Origin of the sequence: Paraburkholderia youngii (assembly GCF_013366925.1) — a bacterium.
In the GTDB taxonomy this organism is placed as follows: domain Bacteria; phylum Pseudomonadota; class Gammaproteobacteria; order Burkholderiales; family Burkholderiaceae; genus Paraburkholderia; species Paraburkholderia youngii.
In genome coordinates this window covers 6,616,822-6,642,659 of sequence record NZ_JAALDK010000001.1, presented here as the reverse complement: position 1 = coordinate 6,642,659, position 25,838 = coordinate 6,616,822, and the positions used below count along the sequence as shown (strand labels likewise).

At 63.6% G+C, this 25,838-nt stretch carries 24 protein-coding genes; 12 read left to right on the top strand and 12 right to left on the bottom strand.

All coding sequences use genetic code 11. The features are described 5' to 3' along the window. The first annotated feature begins 135 nt into the window (after positions 1 to 135). The 3 genes from G5S42_RS30275 (at position 136) to G5S42_RS30265 (ending at position 2,516) form a co-directional block, all read left to right on the top strand. Entirely contained in the window at positions 136 to 951 is an 816-nt protein-coding gene (locus G5S42_RS30275; RefSeq protein WP_176110085.1) for a DUF1835 domain-containing protein, read from the top strand. A 16-nt stretch (positions 952 to 967) separates the two neighbouring features. Then, on the top strand, positions 968 to 1,579 hold the full coding sequence (locus G5S42_RS30270; protein WP_176110084.1) for a TetR/AcrR family transcriptional regulator: 612 nt from the start codon (positions 968 to 970) through the stop codon (positions 1,577 to 1,579). A 268-nt stretch (positions 1,580 to 1,847) separates the two neighbouring features. Continuing rightward, the gene (locus G5S42_RS30265; RefSeq protein ID WP_176110083.1) at positions 1,848 to 2,516 is read left to right on the top strand and encodes a GNAT family N-acetyltransferase; all 669 of its coding nucleotides are present in this window, start codon (positions 1,848 to 1,850) and stop codon (positions 2,514 to 2,516) included. A gap of 98 nt (positions 2,517 to 2,614) precedes the next feature. Here the strand turns inward: G5S42_RS30265 and G5S42_RS30260 are convergent, their stop codons facing one another. Further along, a complete protein-coding gene (locus G5S42_RS30260; protein WP_176110082.1) occupies positions 2,615 to 3,112 on the bottom strand; it encodes an Lrp/AsnC family transcriptional regulator in 498 nt (165 codons plus the stop codon). Positions 3,113 to 3,301: 189 nt separating this feature from the next. Here G5S42_RS30260 and hppD point away from each other — a divergent pair, with 189 nt between their 5' ends. Further along, the gene (gene hppD, locus G5S42_RS30255) at positions 3,302 to 4,399 is read left to right on the top strand and encodes a 4-hydroxyphenylpyruvate dioxygenase (RefSeq protein WP_176110081.1); all 1,098 of its coding nucleotides are present in this window, start codon (positions 3,302 to 3,304) and stop codon (positions 4,397 to 4,399) included. A gap of 137 nt (positions 4,400 to 4,536) precedes the next feature. On the opposite strand, the gene G5S42_RS30250 is transcribed toward hppD, so the two are convergent. Then, the gene (locus G5S42_RS30250; RefSeq protein WP_176110080.1) at positions 4,537 to 4,731 is read right to left on the bottom strand and encodes a hypothetical protein; all 195 of its coding nucleotides are present in this window, start codon (positions 4,729 to 4,731) and stop codon (positions 4,537 to 4,539) included. Between the two features lie 389 nt (positions 4,732 to 5,120). On the opposite strand from G5S42_RS30250, the gene G5S42_RS30245 reads away from it, so the two are divergent. Beyond that, positions 5,121 to 8,720 (top strand): indolepyruvate ferredoxin oxidoreductase family protein, encoded by a 3,600-nt coding sequence (locus G5S42_RS30245; RefSeq protein ID WP_176110079.1) that lies wholly within the window; start codon positions 5,121 to 5,123, stop codon positions 8,718 to 8,720. Positions 8,721 to 8,879: 159 nt separating this feature from the next. Here the strand turns inward: G5S42_RS30245 and G5S42_RS30240 are convergent, their stop codons facing one another. Next, positions 8,880 to 11,162, bottom strand: a complete 2,283-nt coding sequence (locus G5S42_RS30240) for an NADP-dependent malic enzyme (RefSeq protein WP_176110078.1) — start codon at positions 11,160 to 11,162, stop codon at positions 8,880 to 8,882. A gap of 293 nt (positions 11,163 to 11,455) precedes the next feature. Then, complete coding sequence (locus tag G5S42_RS30235; protein ID WP_176110077.1) at positions 11,456 to 12,700, bottom strand: MFS transporter; 1,245 nt, start codon at positions 12,698 to 12,700, stop codon at positions 11,456 to 11,458. 312 nt (positions 12,701 to 13,012) lie between these two features. On the opposite strand from G5S42_RS30235, the gene G5S42_RS30230 reads away from it, so the two are divergent. Continuing rightward, a complete protein-coding gene (locus tag G5S42_RS30230) occupies positions 13,013 to 13,699 on the top strand; it encodes an orotate phosphoribosyltransferase (RefSeq protein ID WP_013090785.1) in 687 nt (228 codons plus the stop codon). A 158-nt stretch (positions 13,700 to 13,857) separates the two neighbouring features. Here the strand turns inward: G5S42_RS30230 and G5S42_RS30225 are convergent, their stop codons facing one another. Next, positions 13,858 to 14,547 carry a response regulator gene (locus G5S42_RS30225; RefSeq protein WP_176110076.1) on the bottom strand — a complete coding sequence of 230 codons (690 nt, stop codon included), beginning with the start codon at positions 14,545 to 14,547 and terminating at the stop codon, positions 13,858 to 13,860. Positions 14,548 to 14,816: 269 nt separating this feature from the next. Here G5S42_RS30225 and G5S42_RS30220 point away from each other — a divergent pair, with 269 nt between their 5' ends. The 3 genes from G5S42_RS30220 to argC all read left to right on the top strand — a co-directional run bounded on the left by G5S42_RS30220 (position 14,817) and on the right by argC (position 17,240). Further along, positions 14,817 to 15,413: a YbhB/YbcL family Raf kinase inhibitor-like protein gene (locus tag G5S42_RS30220; protein ID WP_176110075.1), complete on the top strand. Its 597-nt coding sequence runs from the start codon at positions 14,817 to 14,819 to the stop codon at positions 15,411 to 15,413. Positions 15,414 to 15,503: 90 nt separating this feature from the next. Further along, positions 15,504 to 16,076: a flavodoxin family protein gene (locus G5S42_RS30215; protein WP_176110074.1), complete on the top strand. Its 573-nt coding sequence runs from the start codon at positions 15,504 to 15,506 to the stop codon at positions 16,074 to 16,076. A 216-nt stretch (positions 16,077 to 16,292) separates the two neighbouring features. Continuing rightward, positions 16,293 to 17,240: an N-acetyl-gamma-glutamyl-phosphate reductase gene (gene argC, locus G5S42_RS30210; protein ID WP_176110073.1), complete on the top strand. Its 948-nt coding sequence runs from the start codon at positions 16,293 to 16,295 to the stop codon at positions 17,238 to 17,240. Between the two features lie 374 nt (positions 17,241 to 17,614). On the opposite strand, the gene G5S42_RS30205 is transcribed toward argC, so the two are convergent. Together G5S42_RS30205 and G5S42_RS30200 are read right to left on the bottom strand one after the other, a co-directional pair. Next, on the bottom strand, positions 17,615 to 18,250 hold the full coding sequence (locus G5S42_RS30205) for a LysE family translocator (protein WP_176110072.1): 636 nt from the start codon (positions 18,248 to 18,250) through the stop codon (positions 17,615 to 17,617). A 108-nt stretch (positions 18,251 to 18,358) separates the two neighbouring features. After that, positions 18,359 to 19,228, bottom strand: a complete 870-nt coding sequence (locus tag G5S42_RS30200) for an NAD(P)-dependent oxidoreductase (RefSeq protein WP_176110071.1) — start codon at positions 19,226 to 19,228, stop codon at positions 18,359 to 18,361. Between the two features lie 93 nt (positions 19,229 to 19,321). Between G5S42_RS30200 and G5S42_RS30195 the strand changes: the two genes are divergently transcribed. Both G5S42_RS30195 and G5S42_RS30190 read left to right on the top strand, forming a co-directional pair. Continuing rightward, on the top strand, positions 19,322 to 20,080 hold the full coding sequence (locus tag G5S42_RS30195; RefSeq protein WP_176110070.1) for a Mut7-C RNAse domain-containing protein: 759 nt from the start codon (positions 19,322 to 19,324) through the stop codon (positions 20,078 to 20,080). A 53-nt stretch (positions 20,081 to 20,133) separates the two neighbouring features. Beyond that, the gene (locus G5S42_RS30190; protein WP_176110069.1) at positions 20,134 to 20,412 is read left to right on the top strand and encodes a hypothetical protein; all 279 of its coding nucleotides are present in this window, start codon (positions 20,134 to 20,136) and stop codon (positions 20,410 to 20,412) included. Positions 20,413 to 20,563: 151 nt separating this feature from the next. On the opposite strand, the gene G5S42_RS30185 is transcribed toward G5S42_RS30190, so the two are convergent. Next, positions 20,564 to 20,773 (bottom strand): hypothetical protein, encoded by a 210-nt coding sequence (locus G5S42_RS30185; protein WP_018432578.1) that lies wholly within the window; start codon positions 20,771 to 20,773, stop codon positions 20,564 to 20,566. 270 nt (positions 20,774 to 21,043) lie between these two features. Then, entirely contained in the window at positions 21,044 to 21,796 is a 753-nt protein-coding gene (locus tag G5S42_RS30180) for an IclR family transcriptional regulator domain-containing protein (RefSeq protein ID WP_176110068.1), read from the bottom strand. Between the two features lie 235 nt (positions 21,797 to 22,031). Between G5S42_RS30180 and G5S42_RS30175 the strand changes: the two genes are divergently transcribed. Then, complete coding sequence (locus G5S42_RS30175; protein ID WP_176110067.1) at positions 22,032 to 22,961, top strand: DMT family transporter; 930 nt, start codon at positions 22,032 to 22,034, stop codon at positions 22,959 to 22,961. A 78-nt stretch (positions 22,962 to 23,039) separates the two neighbouring features. Here the strand turns inward: G5S42_RS30175 and G5S42_RS30170 are convergent, their stop codons facing one another. The 3 genes from G5S42_RS30170 to G5S42_RS30160 form a co-directional block, all read right to left on the bottom strand. Further along, on the bottom strand, positions 23,040 to 23,291 hold the full coding sequence (locus G5S42_RS30170) for a hypothetical protein (RefSeq protein WP_176110066.1): 252 nt from the start codon (positions 23,289 to 23,291) through the stop codon (positions 23,040 to 23,042). Positions 23,292 to 24,073: 782 nt separating this feature from the next. After that, positions 24,074 to 24,943: a DUF2242 domain-containing protein gene (locus G5S42_RS30165; protein ID WP_176110065.1), complete on the bottom strand. Its 870-nt coding sequence runs from the start codon at positions 24,941 to 24,943 to the stop codon at positions 24,074 to 24,076. Between the two features lie 196 nt (positions 24,944 to 25,139). Beyond that, positions 25,140 to 25,817 carry a lytic transglycosylase domain-containing protein gene (locus G5S42_RS30160; protein WP_176110064.1) on the bottom strand — a complete coding sequence of 226 codons (678 nt, stop codon included), beginning with the start codon at positions 25,815 to 25,817 and terminating at the stop codon, positions 25,140 to 25,142. Positions 25,818 to 25,838 lie beyond the last annotated feature (21 nt).

Here is a 25,838-nt window from a genome sequence, read left to right as displayed (position 1 = left end):
TAACGGCCGCCGCCGCTTTCGGCCGTTTCGCGATCCGCTTACACTAGGGGCCGCTCATCGATCGGGACATCGGTTTCCAGTCGGCGAGCGGCCTCTTTTTGTTACAGCTGCAAGCGTCACAGCAAGCCCTTGCCCATGAGCACGATTCATCTCACCAACGGCGACGTCGCCGCCGAGTCGCTACGTACCGCGCTGGCCCAGGCGGGCCGCGACGACCGCGTGCAGCCGTTGCGCGACGATCTGGCGGTCGGCCCGCTACGCGGCGTCGACGACGCTCCGTACGTGCGCGCCGACTTCTGGGAACGCGTCAACGCCGACACGCGACGCGACTTCGTGCGCGAGTTCCGCGAACAGGCCGCAGTGCTCGACGGCCTCTCGAACGACACCGCGAATCTCGTTGTGTGGCACGCCGAAAGCGCGTCCGATCAGCTGATGCTGCGCCGTGTCTGCTACCTGGTGCGCAACAGCCCGCAGCGTTTGAACGAAGTGCGTCTGTCGATCGCCGACCTCGCCGATCCGCAAGCGTGGGCGCATACGCGCAAGGACCGCGCGACATCGGTCGGCATGTTTGCGCCGGACGGATTGCAGGCACATCTGCCGGACGCCGCGCCGATTTCCGTGCTGCGCATCAGCCGGCTTGCGCTCGAATGGCAGGAGGTCAAGCAGGCGAACGGCGAGACGCGGCGCTGGCGTGACAATACCTTCACGAACGGCAGCTTTGCCGAACTCGACACGCTGATCCTCGAACGCGCAAGCGACGACTGGCAGCCCGCCGCGCGCGTCGCCGCCTATGTTATGACCTCCGAACTGTGGTTTCTCGCCAGCGACAGCATCGTGCTGTGGCGCATGCGCGAACTCGCGACGCAACGACGCATCCACCTGCGTGGCGACGCGAACGAATGGCGCTCGCTCGAACTGCGCGCGGCGTCCGCTTCCAGCTCACCCCAATAAGATAAAACAGACAACTATGGCCCGCACCCGAGCCCCCGACCACGAAACCCAGCGCGAGCAGATTCTCGAACTGGCCGCCGCGAAGTTTGCGCAGACCAGCTACCCAAGCACGTCGATGGCCGATCTCGCCGCGGCGAGCGGCACCTCGAAGGCGCGCCTCTATCACTATTACGAGAGCAAGGAAGCCATCCTGTTCGACCTTCTCGATCGCTACACGAAGCGGCTGATGCTGATCATCGCCGAGGTGGAAGGGTCGAGCCAGCGGCGCGAACTGAGCGAGCGCGAAACCTTCGCGGAGCTGATCCGCGCGTTCCTGTCCGAGTATGAGACGTCGCACAGCCGGCACGTCGCGCTGTTGAACGATGTCAAGTATCTGGTCGATTCGCAGCGCGAGATCATCCTGAACCGCCAGCGCGACGTGGTCGCCGCGTTCGCGCGGCAGCTCGCGCGCGCCTACCCCGAACGAGCGACGCGCGACAACCAGACCGCGCTGACGATGATGGTGTTCGGCATGATCAACTGGACCTTCACGTGGCTCAAGCCGGACGGCCGCATGGGTTATAGCGAGTTCGCCGAACAGGTGGTCGGCATGGTCGACCATGGTCTCGGCACCGCGCCGGTCAAGTGAGACGATGGTCCGAACCGGCGCCTTGGATGATGCAAAGCAACAACATTCATACGAAATATATCAGCTCCGGCATGCATGCGGCATCGTGTCCCGAACGTGCGTTCGTTTTTTATTTCCTTTAAAAATCAATTAACTAAATTTAGGGCTCCAGCGTTCCAGGTAATCACCTCAGATTTTGATACGGGTTTTCCCTAGTGAATGGCTTGGGTTTCCGCTAAAATCGGTTTTGCGGTGCACAACACCGCCTGATTAAAAGGAGAACCCGACCATGAACACGCTGAGCCTTCGCACCACCGAGCCGATCGCGCCGAACGACCGCGCGTCGCTGTCTCTTGGACGCGCGCACGTTCTGGTCCGAGAACTCACCGCGATCGATCGCGAACGCCTGCTCACGCACTTCCTCGCGCTCGACGAAGAAGACCGACTGCTGCGCTTCGGCCAGGTTGTGCCGAACCACGTAATCGAAAACTACGTGCGCACGATCGACTTCACGCGCGACACCGTGTTCGGCGTGTTCAACAGCAAGCTGGAACTGAGCGGCGTCGGCCATCTGGCCTACCTGCCGGCCGAAGGCAACAAGCGCACCGCCGAATTCGGCGTCTCGGTGCTCGAAAGCGCGCGTGGCATCGGTATCGGCTCGAAGCTGTTCGAGCGCGCCGCGATCCGCAGCCGCAACACGCATGTGACGACGCTCTACATCCACTGCCTGGCGCGCAACTCGACCATGATGCACATCGCCAAAAAGGCCGGCATGAAGATCGAATACGCGTACGGCGAAGCCGACGCCTATCTGACGCTGTCGCCGGCAGATCAGTCGAGCATCCTGGCGGAAATGCTGCAGGAGCAGGCCGCCGTGTTCGACTACGCACTCAAGCGCCACGCGCGCCAGGCATCGCGACTGTTCGAGTCGTTCATGCCGGTGGCTGTCGCTGCCTGAATAATCGCTACGGGGAAATGAGACTGGGGCGGCCGCAGGGTCGCCCTTTTTCTATCTGTACCAAATCAACGCCATGCGCAGGGCGTGACGCGTGAAGCCTACAAAATGGGCAGCGCTGTCGTTTCCTTGATCTTTTCGAGCGAAAAGCTCGATTTCACATCGATCACCGATGGATGCCGCAGCAATTGATCCTGCACGAAGCGCGAAAAGTGCGCCATGTCCTCGACCTGGACGCGCAGCAGGTAATCCATCTCACCCGTCATCGCGTGACACGCGACCACTTCGGGCCACGTCTGCACGGCCGCGCCGAACAGATCGGCGTGGGTGGCATCGCCATGCGGACTGAACGCGCGACCGCCGCCCTTCTCCAGCCGCACGTTGACATACGCAAGCAGGTCGAGTCCGAGACGCTGCGCGTCGAGTAGCGCGACGTAGCCGCGAATCACGCCGCTTTCCTCGAGCCGGCGAATCCGCCGCAGGCACGGACTCGGCGACAGATTGATCCGCTCCGCTATCTCCTGATTCGACAGCCGGCCATTTTCCTGAAGGATCGCCAGAATGCGTCGATCGATCGCATCTATCTCGCTATTAGCCATGTTCTGCCACGTCTCGCTCGAATCGAGCCATAAAGTAGCTCGAGAATAGCGACGCGCGATTAAGTTCGCAAGTTCTTGCCTCCATCGCAGTTCTACACTTGCCCTATCCGGTCGCGCTCAGCCGACCGTCCCGCGCGCTCACCGCCAGCGCGCCTCGGCAACCCCCTTCCATGGGATTGGAGACAGACAATGCAGGTTTCTACTTGGGAAAATCCGGTCGGCACCGACGGCTTCGAATTCATCGAATACACGGCGCCGGATCCGAAAGCGCTCGGCAAACTGTTCGAACGGATGGGTTTCACCGCCGTCGCGCGACATCGTCACAAGGACGTGACGCTGTATCGTCAGGGCGGCATCAATTTCATCGTCAACGCGGAGAAGCATTCGTTCGCGCAGCGCTTCGCGCGCTTGCATGGCCCGTCGATCTGCGCGATTGCGTTTCGCGTGCAGGACGCCGCGAAGGCTTACGCTCAAGCGCTCGAAAAAGGCGCGTGGGGATTCGACAACAAGACCGGCCCGATGGAGCTGAACATCCCGGCGATCAAAGGCATAGGCGATTCGCTGATCTATTTCGTCGACCGCTGGCGCGGCAAGAACGGCGCGGCACCGAACAGCATCGGTGACATCGACATTTACGACGTCGACTTCGAACCGCTTCCCGGCGCGAACTCCAATCCGGTCGGCCACGGCCTGACCTATATCGATCACCTGACGCACAACGTGCATCGCGGCCGCATGCAGGAATGGGCCGAGTTCTACGAGCGCCTGTTCAACTTCCGCGAGGTGCGCTACTTCGACATCGAGGGCAAGGTGACGGGCGTGAAGTCGAAGGCGATGACTTCGCCGTGCGGCAAGATCCGCATTCCGATCAACGAGGAGGGCTCGGACACGGCCGGCCAGATCCAGGAATATCTGGACGCGTACCACGGCGAAGGCATCCAGCACATCGCGCTCGGCACCAGCGACATCTACCGCACCGTCGACGGCCTGCGCGCGTCGAACATTGCGCTGCTCGACACGATCGACACCTACTACGAACTCGTCGACCGGCGCGTGCCGAATCATGGCGAGCCGCTCGAGGAACTGCGCAAGCGCAAGATTCTGATCGACGGCGCGCCGGACGATCTGCTGCTGCAGATCTTCACCGAAAACCAGATCGGCCCGATCTTCTTCGAAATCATCCAGCGCAAGGGCAATCAGGGCTTCGGCGAGGGCAACTTCAAGGCGCTGTTCGAATCGATCGAACTCGACCAGATTCGCCGTGGCGTTGTGCAGGACAAGACCTGATCGCGGTGACTCGCGCCTGATCGGCGCGCAGAAGAAAAAAGGGCGAGGATTGCAGGATCCTCGCCCTTTCACGTTGCACGCCGCCGCTCTCTTCGAAACGGCGGCCGGTTGTCACAAGACGCGCGCGATGCGGCGCGTCACGAATTCTGCCTGTACTCATTGCTGCCGGTCGCATCGTCGATCGTTCCGACCTGCGCCGGCGCTACCTGCGCCGTGCGAATGATCGCGTTCGACAGCGCCCCCGTACTGCCCGGATTCGAGTGCATCGGCGCGCTCATCGCGAAGAAAGCGGCGGAAACCATCAGGAACGTCTGGATGTTTCTTGTGTTCATGCGTACTCCTTTTCTAACTGCCCTGCTGTCCAGAAGCTGTGCAAAATGCGCAGCGATCGGCATCGCTCGCAGGTCGGGGATTAGACAGTGGTTTTCACTGCGGTTCCGCACATTTGTAGGTTTTACAGCTTGTTACATGCGCAAGCACAACCCAACTCGATTCCGCGGAAAATCCGCGCCAACTGCTGACAACGCGCGGCCAACTCGCAGCGAATCCATCTGAAATCAGACCTCGGCGCGGGCGCTTTCTGATCTGCTGCGGCGGGTTTCCACCAGTGCTACCATCGCTTGAAACCCGTCAATATGACGACCCCGGCCCCAGCATTCACGAGATGCCGGGGGCCAGAAAAGTTTTGGTGATCCCAAGCTGAAGTGGAGGAGTACACATAATGAATGCCCCGCTAGACGCAGGTCAGCGAGCCTCGCTCGAAGCCGCGTTGTCTTCCGTCACGCTCGACGACAAATACACCCTCGATCGCGGCCGCGCTTACATGAGCGGCATCCAGGCGCTGGTGCGTCTGCCGATGCTGCAGCAGGAACGCGACCGCGCCGCTGGCCTCAATACGGCCGGCTTCATCTCCGGCTACCGCGGGTCCCCGCTCGGCGGACTCGACCAGTCGCTGTGGAAAGCCAAAAGGCATCTGTCCGCGCATCAGGTCGTGTTCCAGCCCGGCGTCAACGAAGACCTCGCGGCCACAGCCGTGTGGGGTTCGCAGCAGGTCAACCTGTACCCGAGCGCCAAATACGACGGCGTGTTCTCGATGTGGTACGGCAAGGGCCCCGGCGTCGACCGCTCCGGTGACGTCTTCAAGCACGGCAACTCGGCCGGCTCGTCGCGGCACGGCGGCGTTCTGGTGCTCGCCGGCGACGATCACGCGGCCAAATCCTCGACACTCGCGCACCAGTCCGAACATATCTTCAAGGCATGCGGGCTGCCGGTGCTGTTTCCGTCAAACGTGCAGGAATATCTGGACTTCGGCCTGCACGGCTGGGCGATGAGCCGCTATTCGGGCCTCTGGGTCGCGATGAAGTGCGTGACCGACGTGGTCGAATCGTCCGCATCGGTCGATATCGACCCGCACCGCACCAGCATCATCCTGCCGGAAGACTTCCTGATGCCCGACGGCGGGCTGAACATCCGCTGGCCCGATCCGCCGCTCGTGCAGGAAGCGCGTCTGCTCGACTACAAGTGGTACGCGGGCCTCGCCTACGTGCGCGCGAACAAGCTCGACCGTGTCGAAATCGATTCGCCGCACGCGCGCTTCGGCATCATGACCGGCGGCAAGGCCTATCTCGACGTGCGTCAGGCGCTGACCGACCTCGGTCTCGACGACGAAACCTGCTCGCGCATCGGCATCCGGTTGTACAAGGTCGGCTGCGTGTGGCCGCTCGAAGCGCAAGGCGCGCAGGCCTTCGCGCGCGGTCTCGACGAAATTCTCGTGGTCGAGGAAAAGCGCCAGATCCTCGAATACGCGATCAAGGAAGAGCTGTACAACTGGCCCGACGCGCAGCGCCCGCGCGTGTTCGGCAAGTTCGACGAAAAAGACGGCGCCGGCGGCGAATGGTCGGTGCCGATGGGCAACTGGCTGCTGCCGGCGCACTACGAGCTGTCGCCCGCGATCATCGCGAAGGCAATCGCCACGCGGCTGGACAAGTTCGATCTGCCGTCGGACGTGCGCGCCCGCATCGCCGCGCGCATCGCGGTCATCGAGGCGAAGGAAAAAGCGCTCGCGCGGCCGCGCGTCGAAGTCGAGCGTAAGCCGTGGTTCTGCTCGGGCTGCCCGCACAACACGTCGACCAATGTGCCGGAAGGCTCGCGCGCGATGGCCGGCATCGGCTGTCATTACATGACGGTCTGGATGGACCGCAGCACCAGCACGTTCAGTCAGATGGGCGGCGAAGGCGTCGCGTGGATCGGCCAGGCGCCGTTCACGAACGACAAGCACGTGTTCGCCAATCTCGGCGACGGCACCTACTTCCACTCGGGGCTGCTCGCGATTCGCGCGGCGATCGCGTCGAAGGCGAATATCACCTACAAGCTGCTGTACAACGACGCGGTCGCGATGACGGGCGGCCAGCCGGTCGACGGCGTGCTGACCGTGCCGCAGATCACGCACCAGCTCGCCGCTGAAGGCGCGGCGAAAATTGTTATCGTCACCGATGAGCCGGAGAAATACGCGGCGAACGTCGGCCTCGCGCCCGGCGTCGACATTCATCACCGCGACCAGCTCGACGACGTGCAGCGCCAGTTGCGCGAGATTCCCGGCACCACGATCCTGATCTACGACCAGACCTGCGCGACCGAAAAGCGCCGTCGCCGCAAGCGCGGCGCGTATCCCGATCCGGCACGGCGCGTCGTGATCAACGAGGCGGTGTGCGAAGGCTGCGGCGACTGCTCGGTGAAGTCGAACTGCCTGTCGGTCGAACCGCTCGACACCGAGTACGGCACGAAGCGCCAGATCAACCAGTCGACCTGCAACAAGGACTTCTCGTGCGTGAACGGCTTCTGCCCGAGCTTCGTCTCCGTTGAAGGCGGCCAGTTGCGCAAGCCGAAGGCGGCGTCGGGCGCCGGCGCCGAAATGCCGCCGGTGCCGGACCCCGAGTTACCGTCCATCGAGCGTCCGTACGGCGTGCTGGTGACGGGCGTCGGCGGCACCGGCGTCGTCACGATCGGCGCGCTGCTCGGCATGGCCGCGCATCTCGAGAGCAAGGGCGTCACCGTGCTCGACGTCACCGGCCTCGCGCAGAAAGGCGGCGCCGTGATGAGCCACGTGCAGATCGCGAACCAGCCGGCCGACATCCATGCGACTCGCATCGCGATGGGCGAAGCGAGCCTCGTGATCGGCTGCGACGCGATCGTGACCGCCAGCGACGAATGCGTGTCGCGGATGCATGCGGATCGCACGCGCGTCGTCCTGAACAGCGCGCACACGCCGACCGCCGAGCTGATCAAGAATCCGAACTGGCGCTTCCCCGGCAGCAGCACCGAAGCCGACGTGCGTGCCGCAGCGGGGGACGACAACGTCTCGGCCGTCGACGCGAACCACTTTGCGGTCGCGCTGCTCGGCGACGCGATCTACACGAACCCGTTCGTGCTCGGCTACGCGTGGCAGCGCGGCTGGGTGCCGCTCACGCACGAGTCGCTGATTCGCGCGATCGAGCTGAACGACGTGCAGGTGGAGAAAAACCGCGCCGCGTTCGAATGGGGCCGGCGTGCCGCGCACGATCTGCCCGCGGTACGCAAGCTCGCGCAATCGCAGGGACGCGGCGAGACGGCCGACAACGCAAGCGGCAAGATCATCGCACTGCATACGCCGAAGGCGCTCGACACGCTGATCGACAAGCGCGCCGACTATCTGACCGCCTGGCAGAACCGTGCGTATGCGGACCGTTATCGCGCGCTGGTGTCGCAGGTGCGGGCCGCGGAAGAAGCGCTCGATTCCGCCGACGGCCAAATGCCGCTGACCGAAACGATCGCCAAGAACTTGCACAAGCTGATGGCGTACAAGGACGAATACGAAGTCGCGCGTTTGTACAGCGACCCGGCGTTCATCGAAAAGCTGAACGCGACGTTCGAAGGCGACTGGAAGCTGCATCTGCATCTCGCGCCGCCGACGCTATCGAAGAAGGACGCGCACGGCCATCTGGTGAAGAAGAAGTATGGTCCGTGGATGTTCCGCGCGATGCACGTGCTCGCAAAGCTCAAATTCCTGCGCGGCACCGCGCTCGACGTGTTCGGCAACACCGAGGAGCGACGCACCGAGCGCGCGCTGATCGGCGAATACGAGGCATTGGTGCGTGAATTGATCGGCGGGCTGACTGCGCAGAAGCGCGATCTCGCGGTCGAGCTCGCGAACCTGCCCGACGGCATCCGCGGTTATGGGCACGTGAAGGAGAACAACCTGAAAGGCGTGCGCATCAAGTGGAACGAGCTGCTCACGCGTTGGCGTTCGTCCGATGCAGGCAAGACGACGCAGCACGCGGCCTGATCGACTCTGGCAGTTGAACTGAAATGCGGCGGTCTTCACGGACCGCCGCTTTTTTTCGGGCGCAAAAAAGCGCCACGGAACCGCAATTCCGTAGCGCCTTTACCGAAGCCGTCGCGCGCGCGTAACTGCCTCCCCCGCTTCAACCCCGCGCGATGCACGTTACTTCGCGTTCACCGACTTGCGCGCGTTAGCCGAAGCGACCGCCGTCATGTTGATGATCCGGCGCACGGTCGCGGCCGGCGTCAGGATATGCACCGGCTTTTCCGCGCCGAGCAGGAACGGCCCGACCGTCACGCCCTCGCCGCCCACCACCTTCAGCAGGTTGTACGCGATGTTCGCCGCTTCGACGTTCGGCATGATCAGCAGGTTCGCTTCGCCGGCGAGCGTCGTGCCCGGGAACGCGGCCTTGCGGATGGTCTCCGACAGCGCCGCATCGCCGTGCATTTCACCGTCGATTTCGAGCGACGGCGCGCGTTGCGTGATCAGCTTGCGCGCCGCGGCCATGCGCTGCGACGACGACGACGGCGCGCTGCCAAAGTTCGAGTTCGACAGCAGCGCGACCTTCGGCGTGATACCGAACTTCTCGATTTCGCGCGCGGCGAGCATCGTCATGTCGGCGAGCTGCTCGGCGGTCGGCACTTCGTTCACGTACGTGTCGCAGATGAACAGGTTGCGACCCGGCAGCATCAGCAGGTTCATCGCGGCGAAGTTATCGACGTTGTCGGCCTTGCCGAGCACCTGCTCGATGAAGTTCAGGTGCGTGTGGTACTGGCCGATCATGCCGCAGATCATGCCGTCCGCATCCCCGAGATGCACGAGGATCGCGCCGATCAGCGTGTTGAACTTGCGCATCGCGGCCTTCGCGACGTCGGGCGTCACGCCTTCGCGCGCGCCGATTTCGTGATACGCCTGCCAGCTCTTGTGATAGCGCGGATCGTCTTCCGGATCGACGATTTCGACGTCTTCGCCGCACTTGAGCTTCGAGCCCATCTTCTTCAGACGCATCTCGATCACCGACGGACGGCCGACCAGGATCGGCTTCGCGATCTTTTCAAGTAGCACGAACTGCGCGGCGCGCAGCACGCGCTCGTCTTCGCCTTCCGCGAACACGATGCGCGCCGGTGCCGACTTCGCCGCCGCGAAGACCGGCCGCATCACCATGCCCGAGCGATAGACGGTCGCGCCGAGCTGTTCGCGGTACGCGTCCATGTCCTGGATCGGACGGGTCGCGACGCCCGAATCCATCGCGGCCTGCGCGACGGCCGGCGCGATCTTGATGATCAGACGCGGATCGAACGGCTTCGGAATCAGGTATTCGGGACCGAATTCGAGCGAGTGGCCTTCGTAGGCCTTCGCGACCTCATCGCCCTGGTCGGTTTCCTCGGCCAGTTGGGCGATCGCGCGCACGCACGCGAGCTTCATTTCTTCGGTGATCGTCGTCGCGCCGACGTCGAGCGCGCCGCGGAAGATGAATGGGAAGCACAGCACGTTGTTGACCTGGTTCGGATAGTCCGAACGGCCGGTCGCGATGATGCAGTCCGGGCGGACCTTGCGCGCTTCTTCCGGACGGATCTCCGGCTCGGGGTTCGCGAGCGCGAGAATCAGCGGCTGCGAGCCCATTTCGGCGACCATCTCCGGCTTCAGCACGCCGGCGCTCGAGCAGCCGAGGAACACGTCGGCGCCACGGATCGCGTCGGCGAGCGAGCGCGCTTCGGTGTGCGCCGCATAGCGTTCCTTCGACGGATCGAGGTTGCCGCGCCCTTCGTAGATCACGCCCTTCGAGTCGGCGACGATAATGTTCTTCTTCGACAGACCGAGATTGACGAGCAGATCCAGGCACGCAATGGCGGCGGCGCCCGCGCCAGAACAGACCAGCTTCACTTCGTCGAGCTTCTTGCCGACCACTTTGAGGCCGTTCAGGATCGCCGCCGACGCGATGATCGCGGTGCCGTGCTGATCGTCGTGGAAGACCGGAATCTTCATACGTTCGCGCAGCTTCTTCTCGATGTAGAAGCACTCGGGCGCCTTGATGTCCTCGAGGTTGATGCCGCCGAGCGTGGGCTCGAGCATCGCGATCGCCTCGACGAGCTTGTCCGGATCGGATTCGGAGAGCTCGATGTCGAACACGTCGATGCCGGCGAACTTCTTGAACAGACACCCCTTGCCTTCCATCACCGGCTTCGCGGCGAGCGGGCCGATATTGCCGAGGCCGAGCACCGCTGTACCGTTCGTGATCACGCCGACCAGGTTGCCGCGCGAGGTGTACTTCTGCGCGTCGAGCGGTTCCTCGTGAATCGCCATACAGGCTGCAGCCACGCCCGGCGAATACGCGAGCGACAAATCCAGCTGGTTCGACAGCGGCTTGGTGGGTGTCACCGAAATCTTGCCAGGTTTCGGATTCTGGTGATATGCGAGAGCGCTTTGCTTGAGTTGTTCGTCCATTTCTAGGCCTGCGAGACGTAAGTGATTGGACCCGGCGCCCCACACCGTTGCGGCGTTTTCATCTGTCGAATGGATAGCCGACCGAGGCGGTTTTCGCACGCGCCCGGCAAGGCGCGATGACTTACCTCGACGAAGACGGGACGATGCGGAGTGCTTCGCGGGTCGATCAGTGTACACCCCGGAAGTGTCGATGCACTGAGTGGTTAACAGAACTCGCCATTGGCGAACCAGCCGCTATAAATGCGGAGTCGCTGCACCTGACAGTGTTTTTCCGCCAATTGGCGGCGGGTCGCTCAGTCGAGCTCGGCGCCGCGTCGCTCAGGAATCAGAAGTAGTGTCGCGAAGATGTCGAGCAGGTAAATCGACGCGAGCAGTGCGAGCGCCGCGCCGAACGAGTAGCGCGCCGCCAGCGCGCCCACCGCCACCGGCCCAAAGCCGCCCACCGCGCGGCCGGCGTTGAACAGCACGTTTTGCGCGGTGGCGCGCGCATCGGTTGGATAGAGCTCCGAAATCAGCGCGCCATAGCCGCCGATCATGCCGTTCACGAACACCCCCATCGCCGCGCCGCCGATCAGCAACGCCATCGGCGTCGTCAGTTGCGCATATACGAACACCATCACGACTGCGCCCGCCTGGTAGAACAGGAACGTCGGCTTGCGGCCGAAGCGGTCAGCGGCGATGCCGAATAGCCAGATGCCGGCCGCCATGCCGAGAATCGTCGCGGCAGTCCATAGCCCCGATTTGGTCAGCGAATAGCCGAAGGTCTTCGACAGATAGCTCGGCAGCCAGATCATCAGCCCGTAATAGCCGAAGTTCTGCACCGAGCACAGGATCGTGACGCCGAGGCTCGCGCGCGTCGTGCGCGCATCGACGAACAGCAGTTTCAGCGGCAGCTTGCGCATGCCGCGCGCGACGCGTTGGTTGAAAAGCGCCGGCTCCTCGACGCGGCGCCGCACGAAGAACGACACGACCGCCGGCAACAGCCCGAGCGCGAACATGCCGCGCCAGCCGATCACCGGCAGCAGGAGCGGCGTCAGCAACGCGGCCGCCAGCACGCCGAGCTGCCAGCCAAGACCGACATACGACGACACCCGCGCCCGCTGCGACGCCGGCCACGCTTCGGCGACCAGCGTCATGCCGATGCCGAATTCGCCGCCCAAGCCGATGCCGGCGATGGTCCGGTAGACCAGCAGGTCCGTGTAGCCCTGCGCGAGCGCGCACAGGCCGGTGAACACCGCGAAGATCAGGATCGTCCACGTCAGCATGCGCACGCGGCCGAAATAATCGCTGAGCACGCCGAACAGCACGCCGCCCGCGACCGCGCCGATCAGCGTCCATGTAACCAGCGCGCCGGCCTGCGACGAGCTCAGATGCAGGTCGGCGGCGATCACCGGCAGCATGAAGCCGAGGATCAGCAGATCGAAGCCGTCCATCGCGTAGCCCAGCACCGACGCGAGCAGTGCGCGGCCGGCATGGCCCGGTTTGACGGCCGGTCGGGTTTCGGTGGCGGAGGCTGAGGCGGATGGAGCGGCGTTCATTGAAAGCATTCCGTTGGTCTGGAGGCGGCTGCGTGGGTTGCCACCCGGGAAAGTCGCGTGAGTGTAAAGGCGGCCTCAGTCGGTCACAAGACGATGCGCGCGCCGAAGCGCCCACCGGGGGCGGCGGCGCGTACGACGGCCTCCTCGGTGCGACCCATTTCAGGTAAAATAACGGCCCACGCGCGCAGCAAAAGCCGGTCTTTGCTCTTCCCCCGGCCGCGTATCCCGCCCAGCATGGCGCGGCATACCCCGCTTGCTGCGCCACCGGGCCCGGCGCCCGCTTCTCCCCCGCTCACTCCGAAGGATCCGCCCATGACAGGCTTCGATCGCCAGACGATCTCCGACACCACCGCCAAAATGCTGCTCGAAGTGCAAGCAGTGCATTTCAACGCGGAGAAACCGTATATTTTCACGTCCGGCTGGGCGAGCCCGGTGTATATCGACTGCCGCAAGCTGATCTCGTATCCGCGCGTGCGCCGCGGCCTGATGGAAATGGCCGAAGCGACGATCCTGCGCGACGTCGGCTATGAGCAGATCGACGCGGTCGCCGGCGGCGAAACCGCGGGTATCCCGTTCGCGGCATGGCTGTCCGACCGCCTGATGGTGCCGATGCAGTACGTGCGCAAGAAGCCGAAGGGTTTCGGCCGTAACGCGCAGATCGAAGGTCTGCTGACCGAAGGCCAGCGCGTGCTGCTCGTCGAAGACCTGACGACCGACAGCCGCAGCAAGATCAACTTCATCAACGCACTGCGCACCGCCGGCGCGACGGTGAACCACTGCTTCGTGCTGTTCCACTACAACATCTTCAAGGAAAGCGTGTCGGTGCTGAAAGACATCGACGTCGATCTGCACGCGCTCGCCACGTGGTGGGACGTGCTGCGCGTTGCGAAGCAAAACAACTACTTCGACACGAAGACAATCGACGAAGTGGAGAAATTCCTGCACGCGCCTGCCGAATGGTCCGCGGCCCATGGTGGTGCGACGTCTGCGCCGCAATAAAGCCATCGCGGTAAAGCAGTGACAATAAAAACGTAGCCGCTTTATGCGAATTGAATAAGAAAGCCGCCTGTTGCGAAACAGGCGGCTTTTTTTATCGCCGATTGCATATTGCCGATTACCTTTCGCCGATTACGCGGCGGACGAAACGAGGCGCGATATCAGGAATCGTTCGCGATGTTCCTGGCCGCGTTCGACGACAGATTCAGCAAACCATTGCTCTGTGCATACTGGAATAGTTGGGAGTCTCGATCGATTCCGAGCTTGCGCATGGCTGCATTTTTCTGCGTGCTGATCGTCTTGATGCTGCGATTCAAACGCTCCGAAATTTCCTTGATCGTCATACCCGATACGAACAGCCGCACGACTTCGAGTTCGCGCCTCGACAGCTTCGAGTCGTCGCGCTTGCCGGCCGAATTGACCCGCAACCCTTCGAGCACCGCCTTCACCGACGGACTCATATAGGTCATGCGACGGCCGACGTGCTGTACCGCAAGCGCAATATGGCTTAGATCGTCCGACTTGTTCACGACCGACGTCACGCCAAGCTCCTTGAGCCGTTTCAGTAAGGCGGCGTTCTCGAGCATGGTGAGCACGACAATGGGCAGGTTCGGAAAATTGCGGCGTAAATAGTCGATCAGTTGCAAGCCATCGCCGTACTGACCGCCCGGCATGGCCAGGTCGGTGACGAGCACGTCGCATCCGGTGGATTGCAACAATTTGATGAGTTCAGTCGACTGTCTTGCGCGCCCAACGACTTGCATACCGGGAAATTTGTGAAGCGCATTTTCGGCACCAAACAGAATAACCGGATGATCGTCTGCCACCACGACCCTGAGTGCAATTTGCATCGTCCTCCTCTGGACGGATAAACCGGTCTCCACAACTTCTAACACTTCTTTCGACGCTCGCTATTTAAACGAGATAAATACAGCCAGGGTCGCCCGATAATCCTCTTACTATAGCTGATTTCCTATCTGCTAATTCCGCGGGAAGCGAACAGATTGCGTCGCAGAGCTAATCAGCGCTGGTGTTAGACTTTATTCGACCTTGGGGCACAATTCAGGACAACGACCATCGCGAGGACCCGCGCCTCGCGCCCTGACAGGAGAACCGGCATATGCGCGTGCGTTGCCTGGTTGTTTCGTTGGCTTCATCCCGGTGGCATCGATCGCTCGCCGTCGGTGCGATGCTCGCACTATTGGCGGCGCATAGTGCCGGTGCCCGCGCCGACGAGCCGTTCACGCTGACGAGCGCGAGCGTGCGCGCGGGCGGCGCCGTGCAGAATGCGCAGGTGTTCGACCAGAGCGACTGCAAGGGCGGCAACCGATCACCGCAGCTCTCATGGCGCGCCGCGCCGGCCGGCACGCGCGGCTTCGCGATCACGATGTTCGACGAGGACGCGCCTGGGCGCGGCTGGTGGCACTGGGCGGTCGCGGGCATCCCGGCCACGGTCGACAGCCTGCCCGAGAATGCCAGTTCGTCCGGTTTCCTGCGCAAGCTCGGCGCGGTCGAAGCGCGCAACGACTTCGATACGGACGGCTATGGCGGCCCGTGCCCGCCGCCCGGCAAACCGCATCGCTATATCATCACCGTGTACGCGTTGAACTCGGCCGATCTGCGTCTCGCGCAAGGGCGTCCCGCGTTGATGTTCGATCACGAGATCGGCACGGCCGCGATCGGCAGCGCGAAGCTGGTGGTCAATTACGGGCGCTAGTGGCGGCCAGCGCGGTCGTCATGGCGCGCCGCCGCGCCGCATCGCGTTTCGTCTCCCATCACCTTCCGGGTCGCCTTGCTGGAGCAGTCCATGTCGAAGATCGTCATCGTTTATCACAGCGGCTACGGCCATACGAAGAAGGTCGCCGAAGCCGTGCTCGCGGGCGCGCTCGAAGCCGGTGCGCACGCGAAGTTGACGCCGGTGGGCGACCTCGACGACGCCTCGTGGGACGAACTCGCCGCGGCCGACGCGCTGATCTTCGGCGCGCCGACCTACATGGGCGGCCCGTCGGCCGACTTCAAGAAGTTCGCCGATGCGAGTTCGAAACCGTGGTTCGCGCAGGCGTGGAAAGACAAGATCGCGGCCGGCTTCACGAACTCGGCGACGATGAACGGCGACAAGTTCTCGACGATCCAGTACTTCGTCACGCTGGCGATGCAGCACAGCATGATCTGGGCGGGCACCGGCATGATGCCGTCGAACACGAAGGCCGCGACGCGCAACGATCTGAACTTCGTCGGCGGCTTTACCGGCCTGCTCACGCAATCGGCGGCCGATGCGTCGCCCGACGAAGCGCCGCCGCCGGGCGATCTCGAAACCGCGCGCCTGTTCGGCGCGCGCATCGCGGGCGTCACCGCGCGCTGGATCGCGGCGCGCGCTTGATGGCCAGCGGCCTGAACGGCGCCGAAGGGGCGTCGCGCCGCATCTGTAGTGCATCTTCGGTCATCAGCCCGCATTTGCCGCACAACGGGTCACGCCGATGTCCCGTTGCGCCGGCATCGTCGTTTTTTCGCGCTGCACCGCACGGTCGCGGCGATGACGTCTTAAAATAACGTTCCGGCGCGGCGTCGCGCCCCGTTTCCAGCGAGTGAGAGTGAGATGAGCACGAAAGTTTTTGTCGACGGACAGGAAGGCACGACCGGCCTGAAGATTTTTGAATACCTGTCGCAGCGCGCCGACGTCGAAATCCTGCGTATCGAAGAAGCGAAGCGCAAGGACCTGGACGAGCGCCGTCGTCTCATCAACGCATCGGACGTCTCGTTCCTGTGTCTGCCCGACGTCGCCTCGCGCGAATCCGCTTCGCTCGTCGAGAACGACCGCACAGTGCTGATCGACGCGAGCACCGCATTCCGTACCTCGCCCGACTGGGCCTACGGCCTGCCTGAGTTGGCCCGTTCGCAGCGCGAGAGGCTGCGCACCGCCAAACGCATCGCCGTGCCGGGCTGCCACGCCTCGGCGTTCGTGCTCGCGATGCGCCCGCTCGTCGAAGGCGGCGTCGTCGCGCCCGAGTTCGCCGCGCACGCCTACTCGATCACCGGCTACAGCGGCGGCGGCAAGAAGATGATTGCCGACTACGAAGCCGGCGGCAACGACAGGCTCAAGAGCCCGCGCCCGTACGCGCTCGGCCTCACGCACAAGCATCTGCCGGAAATGGCCGCGCATACGGGCCTGAAGTCGGCGCCGATCTTCACGCCGATCGTTGGCGACTTCTACAAGGGCCTCGCGGTCACCACGTACTTCTCGCCGGGCCAGCTCGCGAAGAAGACGACACCGCAGGACGTGCAGGCTCTGTTCGCCGAGTACTACGCAGGCGAAGCATTCGTGCACGTCGCACCGTTCGACGCCGACGCGAACCTCGACAATGGCTTCTTCGACGTGCAGGCGAACAACGACACCAATCGTGTCGATCTATTCGTGTTCGGCAATGAGGAGCGCTTCGTAACCGTCGCGCGTCTGGACAATCTCGGCAAGGGCGCGTCGGGCGCGGCGATCCAGTGCATGAATCTCGCGATCGGCGCGACCGAAGACAGCGGTTTGAAACGCTAAGCGAGTCGACCCGCGAGCCTCGCTGCGAGCCTACGAAAAAGCCAGCCGGTCTACAAAGACCGGCTTTTTTCGTTTTAATACCGCGAACCTGGTCACTTCCTTCGTGGCCGCGTCGTATAAGTTCTGAGCTTGATTTACCGCGGTCGCGGCGGTGGCGCTTTGCGCACACGCGGCGAATTCCGGGCAAAAAAAAGCCCGCCTAGGTTGGCGGGCTGAATCCATATCAGAGGAGACATGGAGGAGACAAGACGTACTATAGCAAACCGCTTGGTGCGTTGCAACATGCAAATTAGGGTTGACCCTCGATGTTGCAAACATACAACGGTCACACAAATACGCTTCAGTTTCCCCTTGTCTGCGAGCAGGCGCGGTGCTCAGTGCCGCAACAGCGCCATCATCGCGCCGAAACCCACGAATACACCGCCCGTCAGCCGGTTGAACATCCGCGCGACGCTGCGGCTCTTCAGCTTCGCGCCGATGCGTGTACCAAAACCCGCGTACACCAGATACCAGCTGACCTCGATCAACGCGAACGTCGCGAGCAGCACGCCGAACTGCGGCAACTTCGGTTCGGTGGCATCGATGAATTGCGGCAGCAGCGCGGCCGCGAACAGAATCGCCTTCGGATTGCTGCTCGCGACCAGAAAGCCGTTGCGAAACAGCGCGAAGCGCGAGCGCGCGGGCCTGACCGCCAGGTCGTCAACGGTTTGCGCGGCGGCTTCGTCGGCCGGCGCGCGCCATGCCTTGATGCCCAGATACACGAGGTAGGCCGCGCCGATCATGCGCAGTGCGTTGAACATGGTCGGCCATGCCGCCAGAAACACGCCGAGTCCCGCCGCCGAGACCGCCAGCATCAGCACCAGCGCCGACAGACAGCCGGCCATCGTCGCGCTCGCGCGGCGCAGACCGTGCTGGGCGCCGTGCGTCATCACGAGCAGCATGTTGGGACCGGGAATCGCGGAAACGACGAAAACGGTGGCGACGAACAGCCACCAGGTATGCAGAGTCATCGAGGTCGGGTGTAGGGAAATCGGGCGGCCATTATGCCTTGCCGCCCAGCGTGACTCCATGCGGTCACATTGGGTCGATCGCTCGCGTGCGGCGATCGACGGCCACGATCAACGGCCGGCGCGCCGTGCGGCCACCTGGCCCAGCACCGCGAAATCCTTCTCGCCGTCGCCGTGCGCGATCGCCTCGATCAGGCTGTCGCGCACCACGCTTGCGACCGGCATCGGCGTCGTCACCGCATCGGCGGCGGCGAGCGCGAGGCGCACGTCCTTCAGTCCCAGACGCGCCTTGAACAGCGCCGGTTCGAAGCGCTGCTCGGCGATCAGCTTGCCGTAGCCCGAGTACACCGGCCCCGGGAACAGGCCGCTCGTGATCACATCGAGGAAGTCCTGCATTCCGACGCCGTGGCCCGTCACGAGCGCGGCCGCTTCGCCGAGCGACTCGATCGCCGCGCCGAGCATGAAGTTCGCGGCCAGCTTCATCACGTTCGCCTGCTGCGGCAGCGAGCCGATGCGCCAGGTCTTCTGGCCGAGCACGTCGAAAATCGGCTGGATCCGGTCGATCGATTCGGCCGGGCCGCCCGCGACGATCGTCAGCTTGCCCGCGGCCGCTACGTCGGGCCGCCCGAGCACCGGCGCGGCCACATAGTGCACGCCGCGCGACGCGTGCGCGGTCGCCAGTTCCTCGGCGAGCGCCACGGAAATCGTCGCCATGTTCGCGTGGATCAGCCCGCGCGGCGCATGTTCGAGCAGCGACGCGGTGATGACTTCGCGCAGCGCGGCATCGTCGGCGAGCATCGAGAACACGGCGTCGCCCGCAAACGCTTCAGCCGGCGTGGCGACCACTTGCGCGCCCAGCGCGGCCAGCGGCTGAGCCTTCTCCGGCGAGCGGTTCCACACGCGCACCTGGTGCCCGGCTTTCAGAATGTTTGCAACCATCGCGGCGCCCATCTCGCCGAGACCGATAAAACCGATGTCCATCTATCGCTCCGTCTTCTAAAGAAACCGAAGTAAAGCACACTCATGCGACACGCGCAGGACAACACGCCGCCCCGGCGGTGCGATACTGCGGGCATGGTCACCGCGACATTCCGCTTCTACGAGGAGCTGAACGACTTCATCGCCCGGCCGCTGCGCCGGCGCGCGTTCACCTGCGTCTGCGCGCGCGACGCGACGACCAAGCACATGATCGAAGTGCTCGGTGTGCCGCATACCGAGGTCGAGCTGATCCTCGTGAACGGCGAGTCGGTCGGTTTCGATTATCCGCTCGCCGACGGCGACCGCGTCGCGGTCTATCCAAAGTTCGAGGCGCTCGACATCCAGCCGCTGCTGCGTGTGCGCGAGCGTCCGTTGCGCGTGATGCGCTTCATCGCCGACGCGCATCTCGGCGGCCTCGCGCCACTATTGCGGCTCGCGGGCTTCGATACGCTGTACGACAACCACTTTCCCGACGCCGATATCGAGGCGCTCGCCGCCGCGCAACAGCGCATCGTGCTAACGCGCGACCGCGAGCTGCTCAAACGCCGCAACATCACGCATGGCTGCTATGTGCGCGCGCTGCGGCCGCGCGAGCAGTTACGCGAAGTGTTCGAGCGGCTCGATCTCGCGCGCAGCGCGCAACCGTTCCGGCTATGCCTGGTATGCAACGCGCCGCTGCGGCGAATCGGGCGCGAGGAAGCCGGCCCGCGTGTGCCGCACGGCGTGCTGCAGCGGCATAGCCGCTTCGTCACCTGCGATGTATGCGGGCGGGTTTTCTGGGAAGGCACGCATTGGCAGAGGATGCGCGCGTTGATGGACAGCGTCTCCGTCAGCGCGCCGGAGCGAGTCGGCTGACGTCGCGCGCTTGCGTACAATGCGGGTTGATCTATTTGGCAGAGGCCTTTCCGATGGCGATGAAAAAAACCGACCTTGAAAAGAACAAGGCGCTGAAACTGGGCAACGCGATGAAGCAGGCGGCCGCGAACCGCGGCGGCAAGAACGCGGCGACCGAGCCGAAAGTCGACCGGCGCGAACAGCGCAAGCTCGATCAGGCGCAAGGCCTCGTCCCGTTTGCGTGCAAGCTCAATAGCGGGCTGGTGGAAGAATTGAAAACGCGCGCCGCCACGCATCCGGACGGCCTGAACGGGCTGCTCGATGAAGTGATCCGGCGCGGGCTCGCGGGCTGATCTTCCCGCGCGCAATACTCGCCGCAAAAGCAAAAAGGCCAGAGCTCGCGCTCTGGCCTTTTTGCTTGCAACGCATCCGCCTTCACCGGCTGCATCGACCGGCAAGCGGCCCGGTGCAGCGGTATGGCACGCCCGACGAGCGGGCGTCGGCTCAGTTCTGCGTGCCCTTGTCGTTCGTGCCAGCGGCCGAAGCGGCAGCGGAAACGTGTGCCTTCTTGCCGTGGGTCTTCAGTTGCTTGATGTGGTGCTTCTTCGGTGCGCTTGCTGCTTCCGTAGCTGCGGCATCCGATGCCTGTGCGAAAGCCTGAACGGAAACGAGTGCGATCGAAGCGGCTGCGAGCGAGACGATAACTTTCTTCATGTGTTGATCCCCAAACCAGACGACTTAGTCAATGTGAATGAATACAACAGCTGCACGGTAGAGCGGGCCGGACTTCGAGGCGCCTTGTGCTCCCCGCGGGAGAGTATTACCCAAGCGTAGGCGGTTTGTCATGCGCAAAACTCGATATGTATTTTCCGGGAGACAGCCTGCTTTCAGCGTGCTTGCATCGACCTGCAAGTTGCACCAGGGACACTACCAACTCCCCCGTGAAGCCACCTGCCGCGCGCCTCGCCGACCGCTTCGCCGCGCTCAAACAAGGTTCCGCAGCAGGCTCGCGGTCTCCTGCAGCGCCGGCAAAACGCGGTGCAGCGCGGCGTTCGCCGACTCCTCGCCGATCGGCATGCTGACGCTGATCGCCGCGACCACCGTACCGTGCCGGTCGCGCAGCGGCACCGCGACGCCGCGCACCCCGATCTCGAGCTGCTGGTCGGTGACCACGTAGCCGTTGCGGCGGATTTCGCCGAGCACTTCCCTGAGCCGGTCGACCGTCGAATAGGTGTACGGCGTAAAAACCTTGATCGGATACGACGCGAGCCACGGGTCGATGCTGTCGGGCGGCTGAAACGCGAGCAGCACAAGCCCCGCCGACGACAACGGCGCCGGCGCGCGCGAGCCGGTCACGAAGCCGACCGCCATCGCCCGATTCACGCCGTTGCGCGCGACGTAGACGACGTCGTGTTCGTCGAGAATTGCAACCAGCGCGGTTTCCTGCACGGTCGCGGTGATCCGCTGCAGGAACGGCTGCACCGTGCGCGGCAGCCGCGCCGAATCGAGGTAAGACTGGCCGAGCCGCAGCACGCGGGGTGCTAGCCAGAACAGCTTGCCGTCGGTGTCGACGTAGCCGAGCTCGCGCAGCGTCAGCAGATAGCGGCGTGCGGCCGTCCGTGACAGGCCGGCGCGCGCGGCGACCATCGTCGGCGTCATGCGCGCGTGTTCTTCGTCGAATGCTTCGATGATCGCGAGCGCCTTCGCGGCGCCCGCGATCCAGTCCTTGTCGTCCATTTCGTTTGCTCGTGGAAGGAGCCAGTAATCGCGGTCCGGTTTGCAAGTCGCGTGATCACACCGGTCCGCACGGCGGCGACCGCGCCCGTTGCGCGATTATCGCGCGGCTCGCGGGCTTTGCCTGCCCGGCGCGCGAGGCCCGCGTATCATGTGAGCGATTCCTTACGGGCTGCGCACCGCGTGGCGCGCCCTTGCGGCTTCCCAGCCCGATCCACACGACAAAACAGAACAAACCTTGAATCCCGACACCCGCCAACACCTGCGCGCGAACGTGCTGATGCTGATCGCCGCGATGATCTGGGGCTCCGCGTTCGTCGCGCAGCGACTGAGCCTCGATACGATCGGCCCGTTCCTGTTCACCGGCTTGCGCTTTTTGCTCGGCGCGCTCGTCGTGCTGACGATGATCGTCTGCGTGCGTCGCCCGGCGCTCGCCGAACTGACGAAGCGCGCGCCTGGCGGCGCCCGCGAACTGCTTGGCGCGGGCGGGCTGCTCGGTGTCGTGCTGGCCGTGTCGATCTCGCTGCAGCAGATCGGCCTGCAGTACACGAAGATCGCGAACGCGGGCTTCATCAGTTCGCTGTATGTGGTGATCGTGCCGCTGCTCGGCGTGCTGTTTCGCCACCGGACCGGCCTCGGTACATGGCTTGGCGCGCTGCTCGCGGCCGTTGGCATGTACTTCCTGAGCGTCGACGAGCACTTCTCGATGCTGTATGGCGACTGGTATCAGCTCGCCGGGGCGCTGGTGATTTCCGCGCAGATGATGCTGGTCGGCCGCTTCGCGGCGCGCCACGACACGCTGATGCTCGCGCTCGTGCAGTTCGTGACCTGTGGGCTCGTGTGTCTGTCGATTGGCCTCGTCGTCGAGCCCGTTAGCGCCGCGGTCATTGTGCGAGCCGCGCCGACGATCGCGTACGGCGGTGCATTATCGGTGGGTGTCGCGTATACGATCCAGGTGGTCGCGCAGCGCTATGCGGCGCCTTCGCACGCGGCGGTGATTTTCAGCATGGAAGGCGTGTTCGCGGCGTTCGCGGGATGGCTCGTGCTCGGTGAGACGCTGACGGCTCGCGCATTGTTCGGCTGTGCGCTGATGCTCGCGGGATTGTTCGTGTGTCAGGTACTGCCGGGCTGGAAACGCGCCCGGCAGCATGCTCCGCAGGGGTTGTGACTGACAGCGGTTAAAACGATTCGACGCCGACGCTCGGTGCGCGACGCGCACCGGCAGGCGTCTTGCCCATTCGCCCAACTATGCCGCGCGCGGATGAGCGAAAAGGCTCGGCGTATCGGCGGTCGGCGGAAACACACACCAGCAGCCGTCGTCGTGCCGAAAGAAGAACAAACCGCGCGCGCCCTCTTCCGACGAAGTTTCCACCCGCACATAACGCCGCCCGCCGGTGCGCGTGCGGCTGAACTCCGTCACGTGAACCGGCTCCGCCGGCGATGGCGAAAGCCACTTGTCGACCAGAAACCGCAACGACTGTTCGCTCGCGGTTCTCATGATCTGCTCCGGAACAGCTTGTCGCGCTGCGCATTGCGCGTGGACTCGGGACCGTCGTCGTCGCGAGCGGTGTCGCCGTTCTCGGCAGCCTCGGCGGCTGCCAGCGCCATCATCCGATTGGTTGCGGCCGCCCGCAACGATCTGCAATGGGCCGCATGTCGAAGGTCCGACAGAAGACGGACTAGCTGTCCTGCTGATCTGCGTTTCATACATCCCCCGCACTGCACCAGAAACCTCACAAAGCACTTTAACTCTATGCCGGATTGTTCGCTGGGCAAATGGTTTTTGACGAAATAGCAACAGTTGCGCTTGCAATAAGAAGGCGCGCAATCTTCGTACCGCGTCATCAATGTGCGCGTTCGGTGGCCGAAACTCTGTGCGTTGGCGTGCGCTTCGCATCGCGCGAAGCGCACGTGCGGGCAACGGCAAACGTATTTCAGAGGCGATGGTTATCCACAGCGACCTCTGAATAACTTCGGGATAGCACGACGAACAGCCTGTGCGCGAAATCTTGATAAAGGTGGGGGTCGGTTAACGCGTGTTCGAACTTATCCCAGTTATGTAGTTTTTCTACCGACGTGTTCCGCAGGGTTATCGATTTCGCATGATGTTGAAGCGGCGGGACATTTGCGACTTATCCACAGAATCGGTTAACCCTTGTTAACTACTACTACGTATGTATACGTATCAAGTAAACACCATAAGGTGAATCTGGCTGCGCGCCTGAATCAAAGGCTGATCGGATCTTGATCAGCCTCGATGCGAAAGCCGCTGCGCCGCTGTCACGGCACCAGAGACGCCGTGCCGCTCGCGGGTTCGATCGCAGCGGCCTGGCCAATCGGGTCGGTTGGTTGGACCGCAGAGGTTGGCGACGGCGTCGTTAACGGAACCGGTGCGGGCGCGGTTAACTGCACTGAGGCGGGCGCTGATTGGACAGCTTGAACCGCAGATGGCTGCGTCGCCTGAACCGACACTGCAGGCGTCGCCTGAACGGCAGCGGGAGTCGTCGCCGGTACCGGCTCGGGGACCGGATCAGGAATCGTCAGCTGGAGCGGCGTGGCTACCTGCATTGGCAGCGTGCGCGTTTCGATCGAGCTGCTCGTCACCGGCTGCGTACGCACGACGGTCTGCAAGTAATGATCGACGAGGCTGAAAAAGCGGTCGTAGAACTTCCCAGACGGGATCGTTTCGCTCGAGATCTTCACCATCGCGTCGCTATTCGAGCGAATCGGCAGCGACAGCGAACCGAGCACGCTGAGCCCGACGCTCGCCGACGTATCGCTCTTCTTCAACGCGAAGCCGTTCCGTACCGCGTTCACATAAACGATGCTGGTATTGGCCGCCTCTTCGCCGGGCGTGCAGACGACGTGAAATTCGACGACCACGTGTGAATCGCCGGTCGGCTGAAAATTCTTCGTGCCGTCGACGGTATCGGGGCGCGACATCGTCGTCAGATAGCCTTGACTCAGCAGTGCGCGGCGCGCGGCTTCGCAGCTATCGCCGGTACTCGAATTGAAATTGCGCGCGTACGGGCTTGCGCCGGTTTCGAACAGTTCCTGCGTGAACTTGGGTTGCGGCGTGCTGCTGCATGCCGTGAGCGCGAGCAGCCCGAACAGGGCCGCGGCGGTGGTGCGGGAGAAGGGGGTCTGCATGATCAGGTGCAAGAAGCGCCTCGTGAGCGCGAATGGGAATGCATTGTAGATCGGGCAGCGCTATGTGCGTAAAAAGCGTGCAAGTCGGAGCCCGAACCCCATTACGTCATGTAACACGGCACATCAACTGGATGCACGCCGCCCGACCTTCGCAGCACGTACGGCGAAAACGGGAGTAGAAACCGCGCCGGCGCGCCTAGTTCGATGTCGTGCGCGTCGAGCCAGCTGTCGCGGCCGAACTCGACCCAGAGGCCGCGGTGGCCCCGCTCGCCGCAGGTGCCACAGGTGTAGTAAGCGCCGCCGGTAGGCTGAACGCGTCGGCCCACGGGTTCTCACCGGCGCAACGATCCGCCTCGCACGACGCGGCCCGCCCGGCGGCTCCTGAAGCGCCGTCCGCGGGCGTCGCAACCGCCGCGAAATCTTCGACGCGCAGATTCACCTTCTGCGCATAGGCCTTCGAGCCGCCATAGCTCTTCAGTGCCATATTCAGATCGCCGTTCGCCGAGCGCATGTAGCCGTATAGGATCGCCGAACCGGCTTCGATGTTCGCACCCGGTTCGGTCAGGTCCTTTACGTTGCGCAGCAGCCCGCGGTGCGCCTGCGGCACGACCTGCATCAGCCCTGTCGCGCCATTGGCGCCGCGGGCCTTTTCCTTGAAGCGGGATTCGATCGAGATGATGGCGAGCAGCAGCGCCGGAGGGAGGGAGTATTTGTTGGCGGCGGATTGCACCGCGTCGGAGATTTTTTGAGCTTTTTCTTTGCCCACACCGAATTTCTGCGTCAGGTACGCCGATATTCGGTCGGTGTTTTCGTCGGCCACCGCGGTTTGCGCGAGGCCGAGCGAAAGCACGATCAGACAAAGTAACCGGCTCATGGTGGACGTCGGGGGAAGCAA

Excerpts from the sequence above, each read along its gene's own strand:
- G5S42_RS30170 (WP_176110066.1), bottom strand. The coding sequence starts at position 23,291 with ATGAGAACCGCGAGCGAACAGTCGTTGCGGTTTCTGGTCGACAAGTGG.
- G5S42_RS30160 (WP_176110064.1), bottom strand. The coding sequence starts at position 25,817 with ATGAGCCGGTTACTTTGTCTGATCGTGCTTTCGCTCGGCCTCGCGCAA.
- G5S42_RS30215 (WP_176110074.1), top strand. The coding sequence starts at position 15,504 with ATGTCGAAGATCGTCATCGTTTATCACAGCGGCTACGGCCATACGAAG.
- G5S42_RS30185 (WP_018432578.1), bottom strand. The coding sequence starts at position 20,773 with ATGAAGAAAGTTATCGTCTCGCTCGCAGCCGCTTCGATCGCACTCGTT.
- G5S42_RS30250 (WP_176110080.1), bottom strand. The coding sequence starts at position 4,731 with ATGAACACAAGAAACATCCAGACGTTCCTGATGGTTTCCGCCGCTTTC.
- G5S42_RS30200 (WP_176110071.1), bottom strand. The coding sequence starts at position 19,228 with ATGGACATCGGTTTTATCGGTCTCGGCGAGATGGGCGCCGCGATGGTT.
- G5S42_RS30230 (WP_013090785.1), top strand. The coding sequence starts at position 13,013 with ATGACAGGCTTCGATCGCCAGACGATCTCCGACACCACCGCCAAAATG.
- G5S42_RS30270 (WP_176110084.1), top strand. The coding sequence starts at position 968 with ATGGCCCGCACCCGAGCCCCCGACCACGAAACCCAGCGCGAGCAGATT.
- G5S42_RS30245 (WP_176110079.1), top strand. The coding sequence starts at position 5,121 with ATGAATGCCCCGCTAGACGCAGGTCAGCGAGCCTCGCTCGAAGCCGCG.
- G5S42_RS30275 (WP_176110085.1), top strand. The coding sequence starts at position 136 with ATGAGCACGATTCATCTCACCAACGGCGACGTCGCCGCCGAGTCGCTA.
- G5S42_RS30225 (WP_176110076.1), bottom strand. The coding sequence starts at position 14,547 with ATGCAAATTGCACTCAGGGTCGTGGTGGCAGACGATCATCCGGTTATT.
- G5S42_RS30220 (WP_176110075.1), top strand. The coding sequence starts at position 14,817 with ATGCGCGTGCGTTGCCTGGTTGTTTCGTTGGCTTCATCCCGGTGGCAT.
- G5S42_RS30165 (WP_176110065.1), bottom strand. The coding sequence starts at position 24,943 with ATGCAGACCCCCTTCTCCCGCACCACCGCCGCGGCCCTGTTCGGGCTG.
- G5S42_RS30240 (WP_176110078.1), bottom strand. The coding sequence starts at position 11,162 with ATGGACGAACAACTCAAGCAAAGCGCTCTCGCATATCACCAGAATCCG.
- G5S42_RS30265 (WP_176110083.1), top strand. The coding sequence starts at position 1,848 with ATGAACACGCTGAGCCTTCGCACCACCGAGCCGATCGCGCCGAACGAC.
- G5S42_RS30195 (WP_176110070.1), top strand. The coding sequence starts at position 19,322 with ATGGTCACCGCGACATTCCGCTTCTACGAGGAGCTGAACGACTTCATC.
- G5S42_RS30260 (WP_176110082.1), bottom strand. The coding sequence starts at position 3,112 with ATGGCTAATAGCGAGATAGATGCGATCGATCGACGCATTCTGGCGATC.
- hppD (WP_176110081.1), top strand. The coding sequence starts at position 3,302 with ATGCAGGTTTCTACTTGGGAAAATCCGGTCGGCACCGACGGCTTCGAA.
- G5S42_RS30180 (WP_176110068.1), bottom strand. The coding sequence starts at position 21,796 with ATGGACGACAAGGACTGGATCGCGGGCGCCGCGAAGGCGCTCGCGATC.
- G5S42_RS30235 (WP_176110077.1), bottom strand. The coding sequence starts at position 12,700 with ATGAACGCCGCTCCATCCGCCTCAGCCTCCGCCACCGAAACCCGACCG.
- G5S42_RS30190 (WP_176110069.1), top strand. The coding sequence starts at position 20,134 with ATGGCGATGAAAAAAACCGACCTTGAAAAGAACAAGGCGCTGAAACTG.
- argC (WP_176110073.1), top strand. The coding sequence starts at position 16,293 with ATGAGCACGAAAGTTTTTGTCGACGGACAGGAAGGCACGACCGGCCTG.
- G5S42_RS30205 (WP_176110072.1), bottom strand. The coding sequence starts at position 18,250 with ATGACTCTGCATACCTGGTGGCTGTTCGTCGCCACCGTTTTCGTCGTT.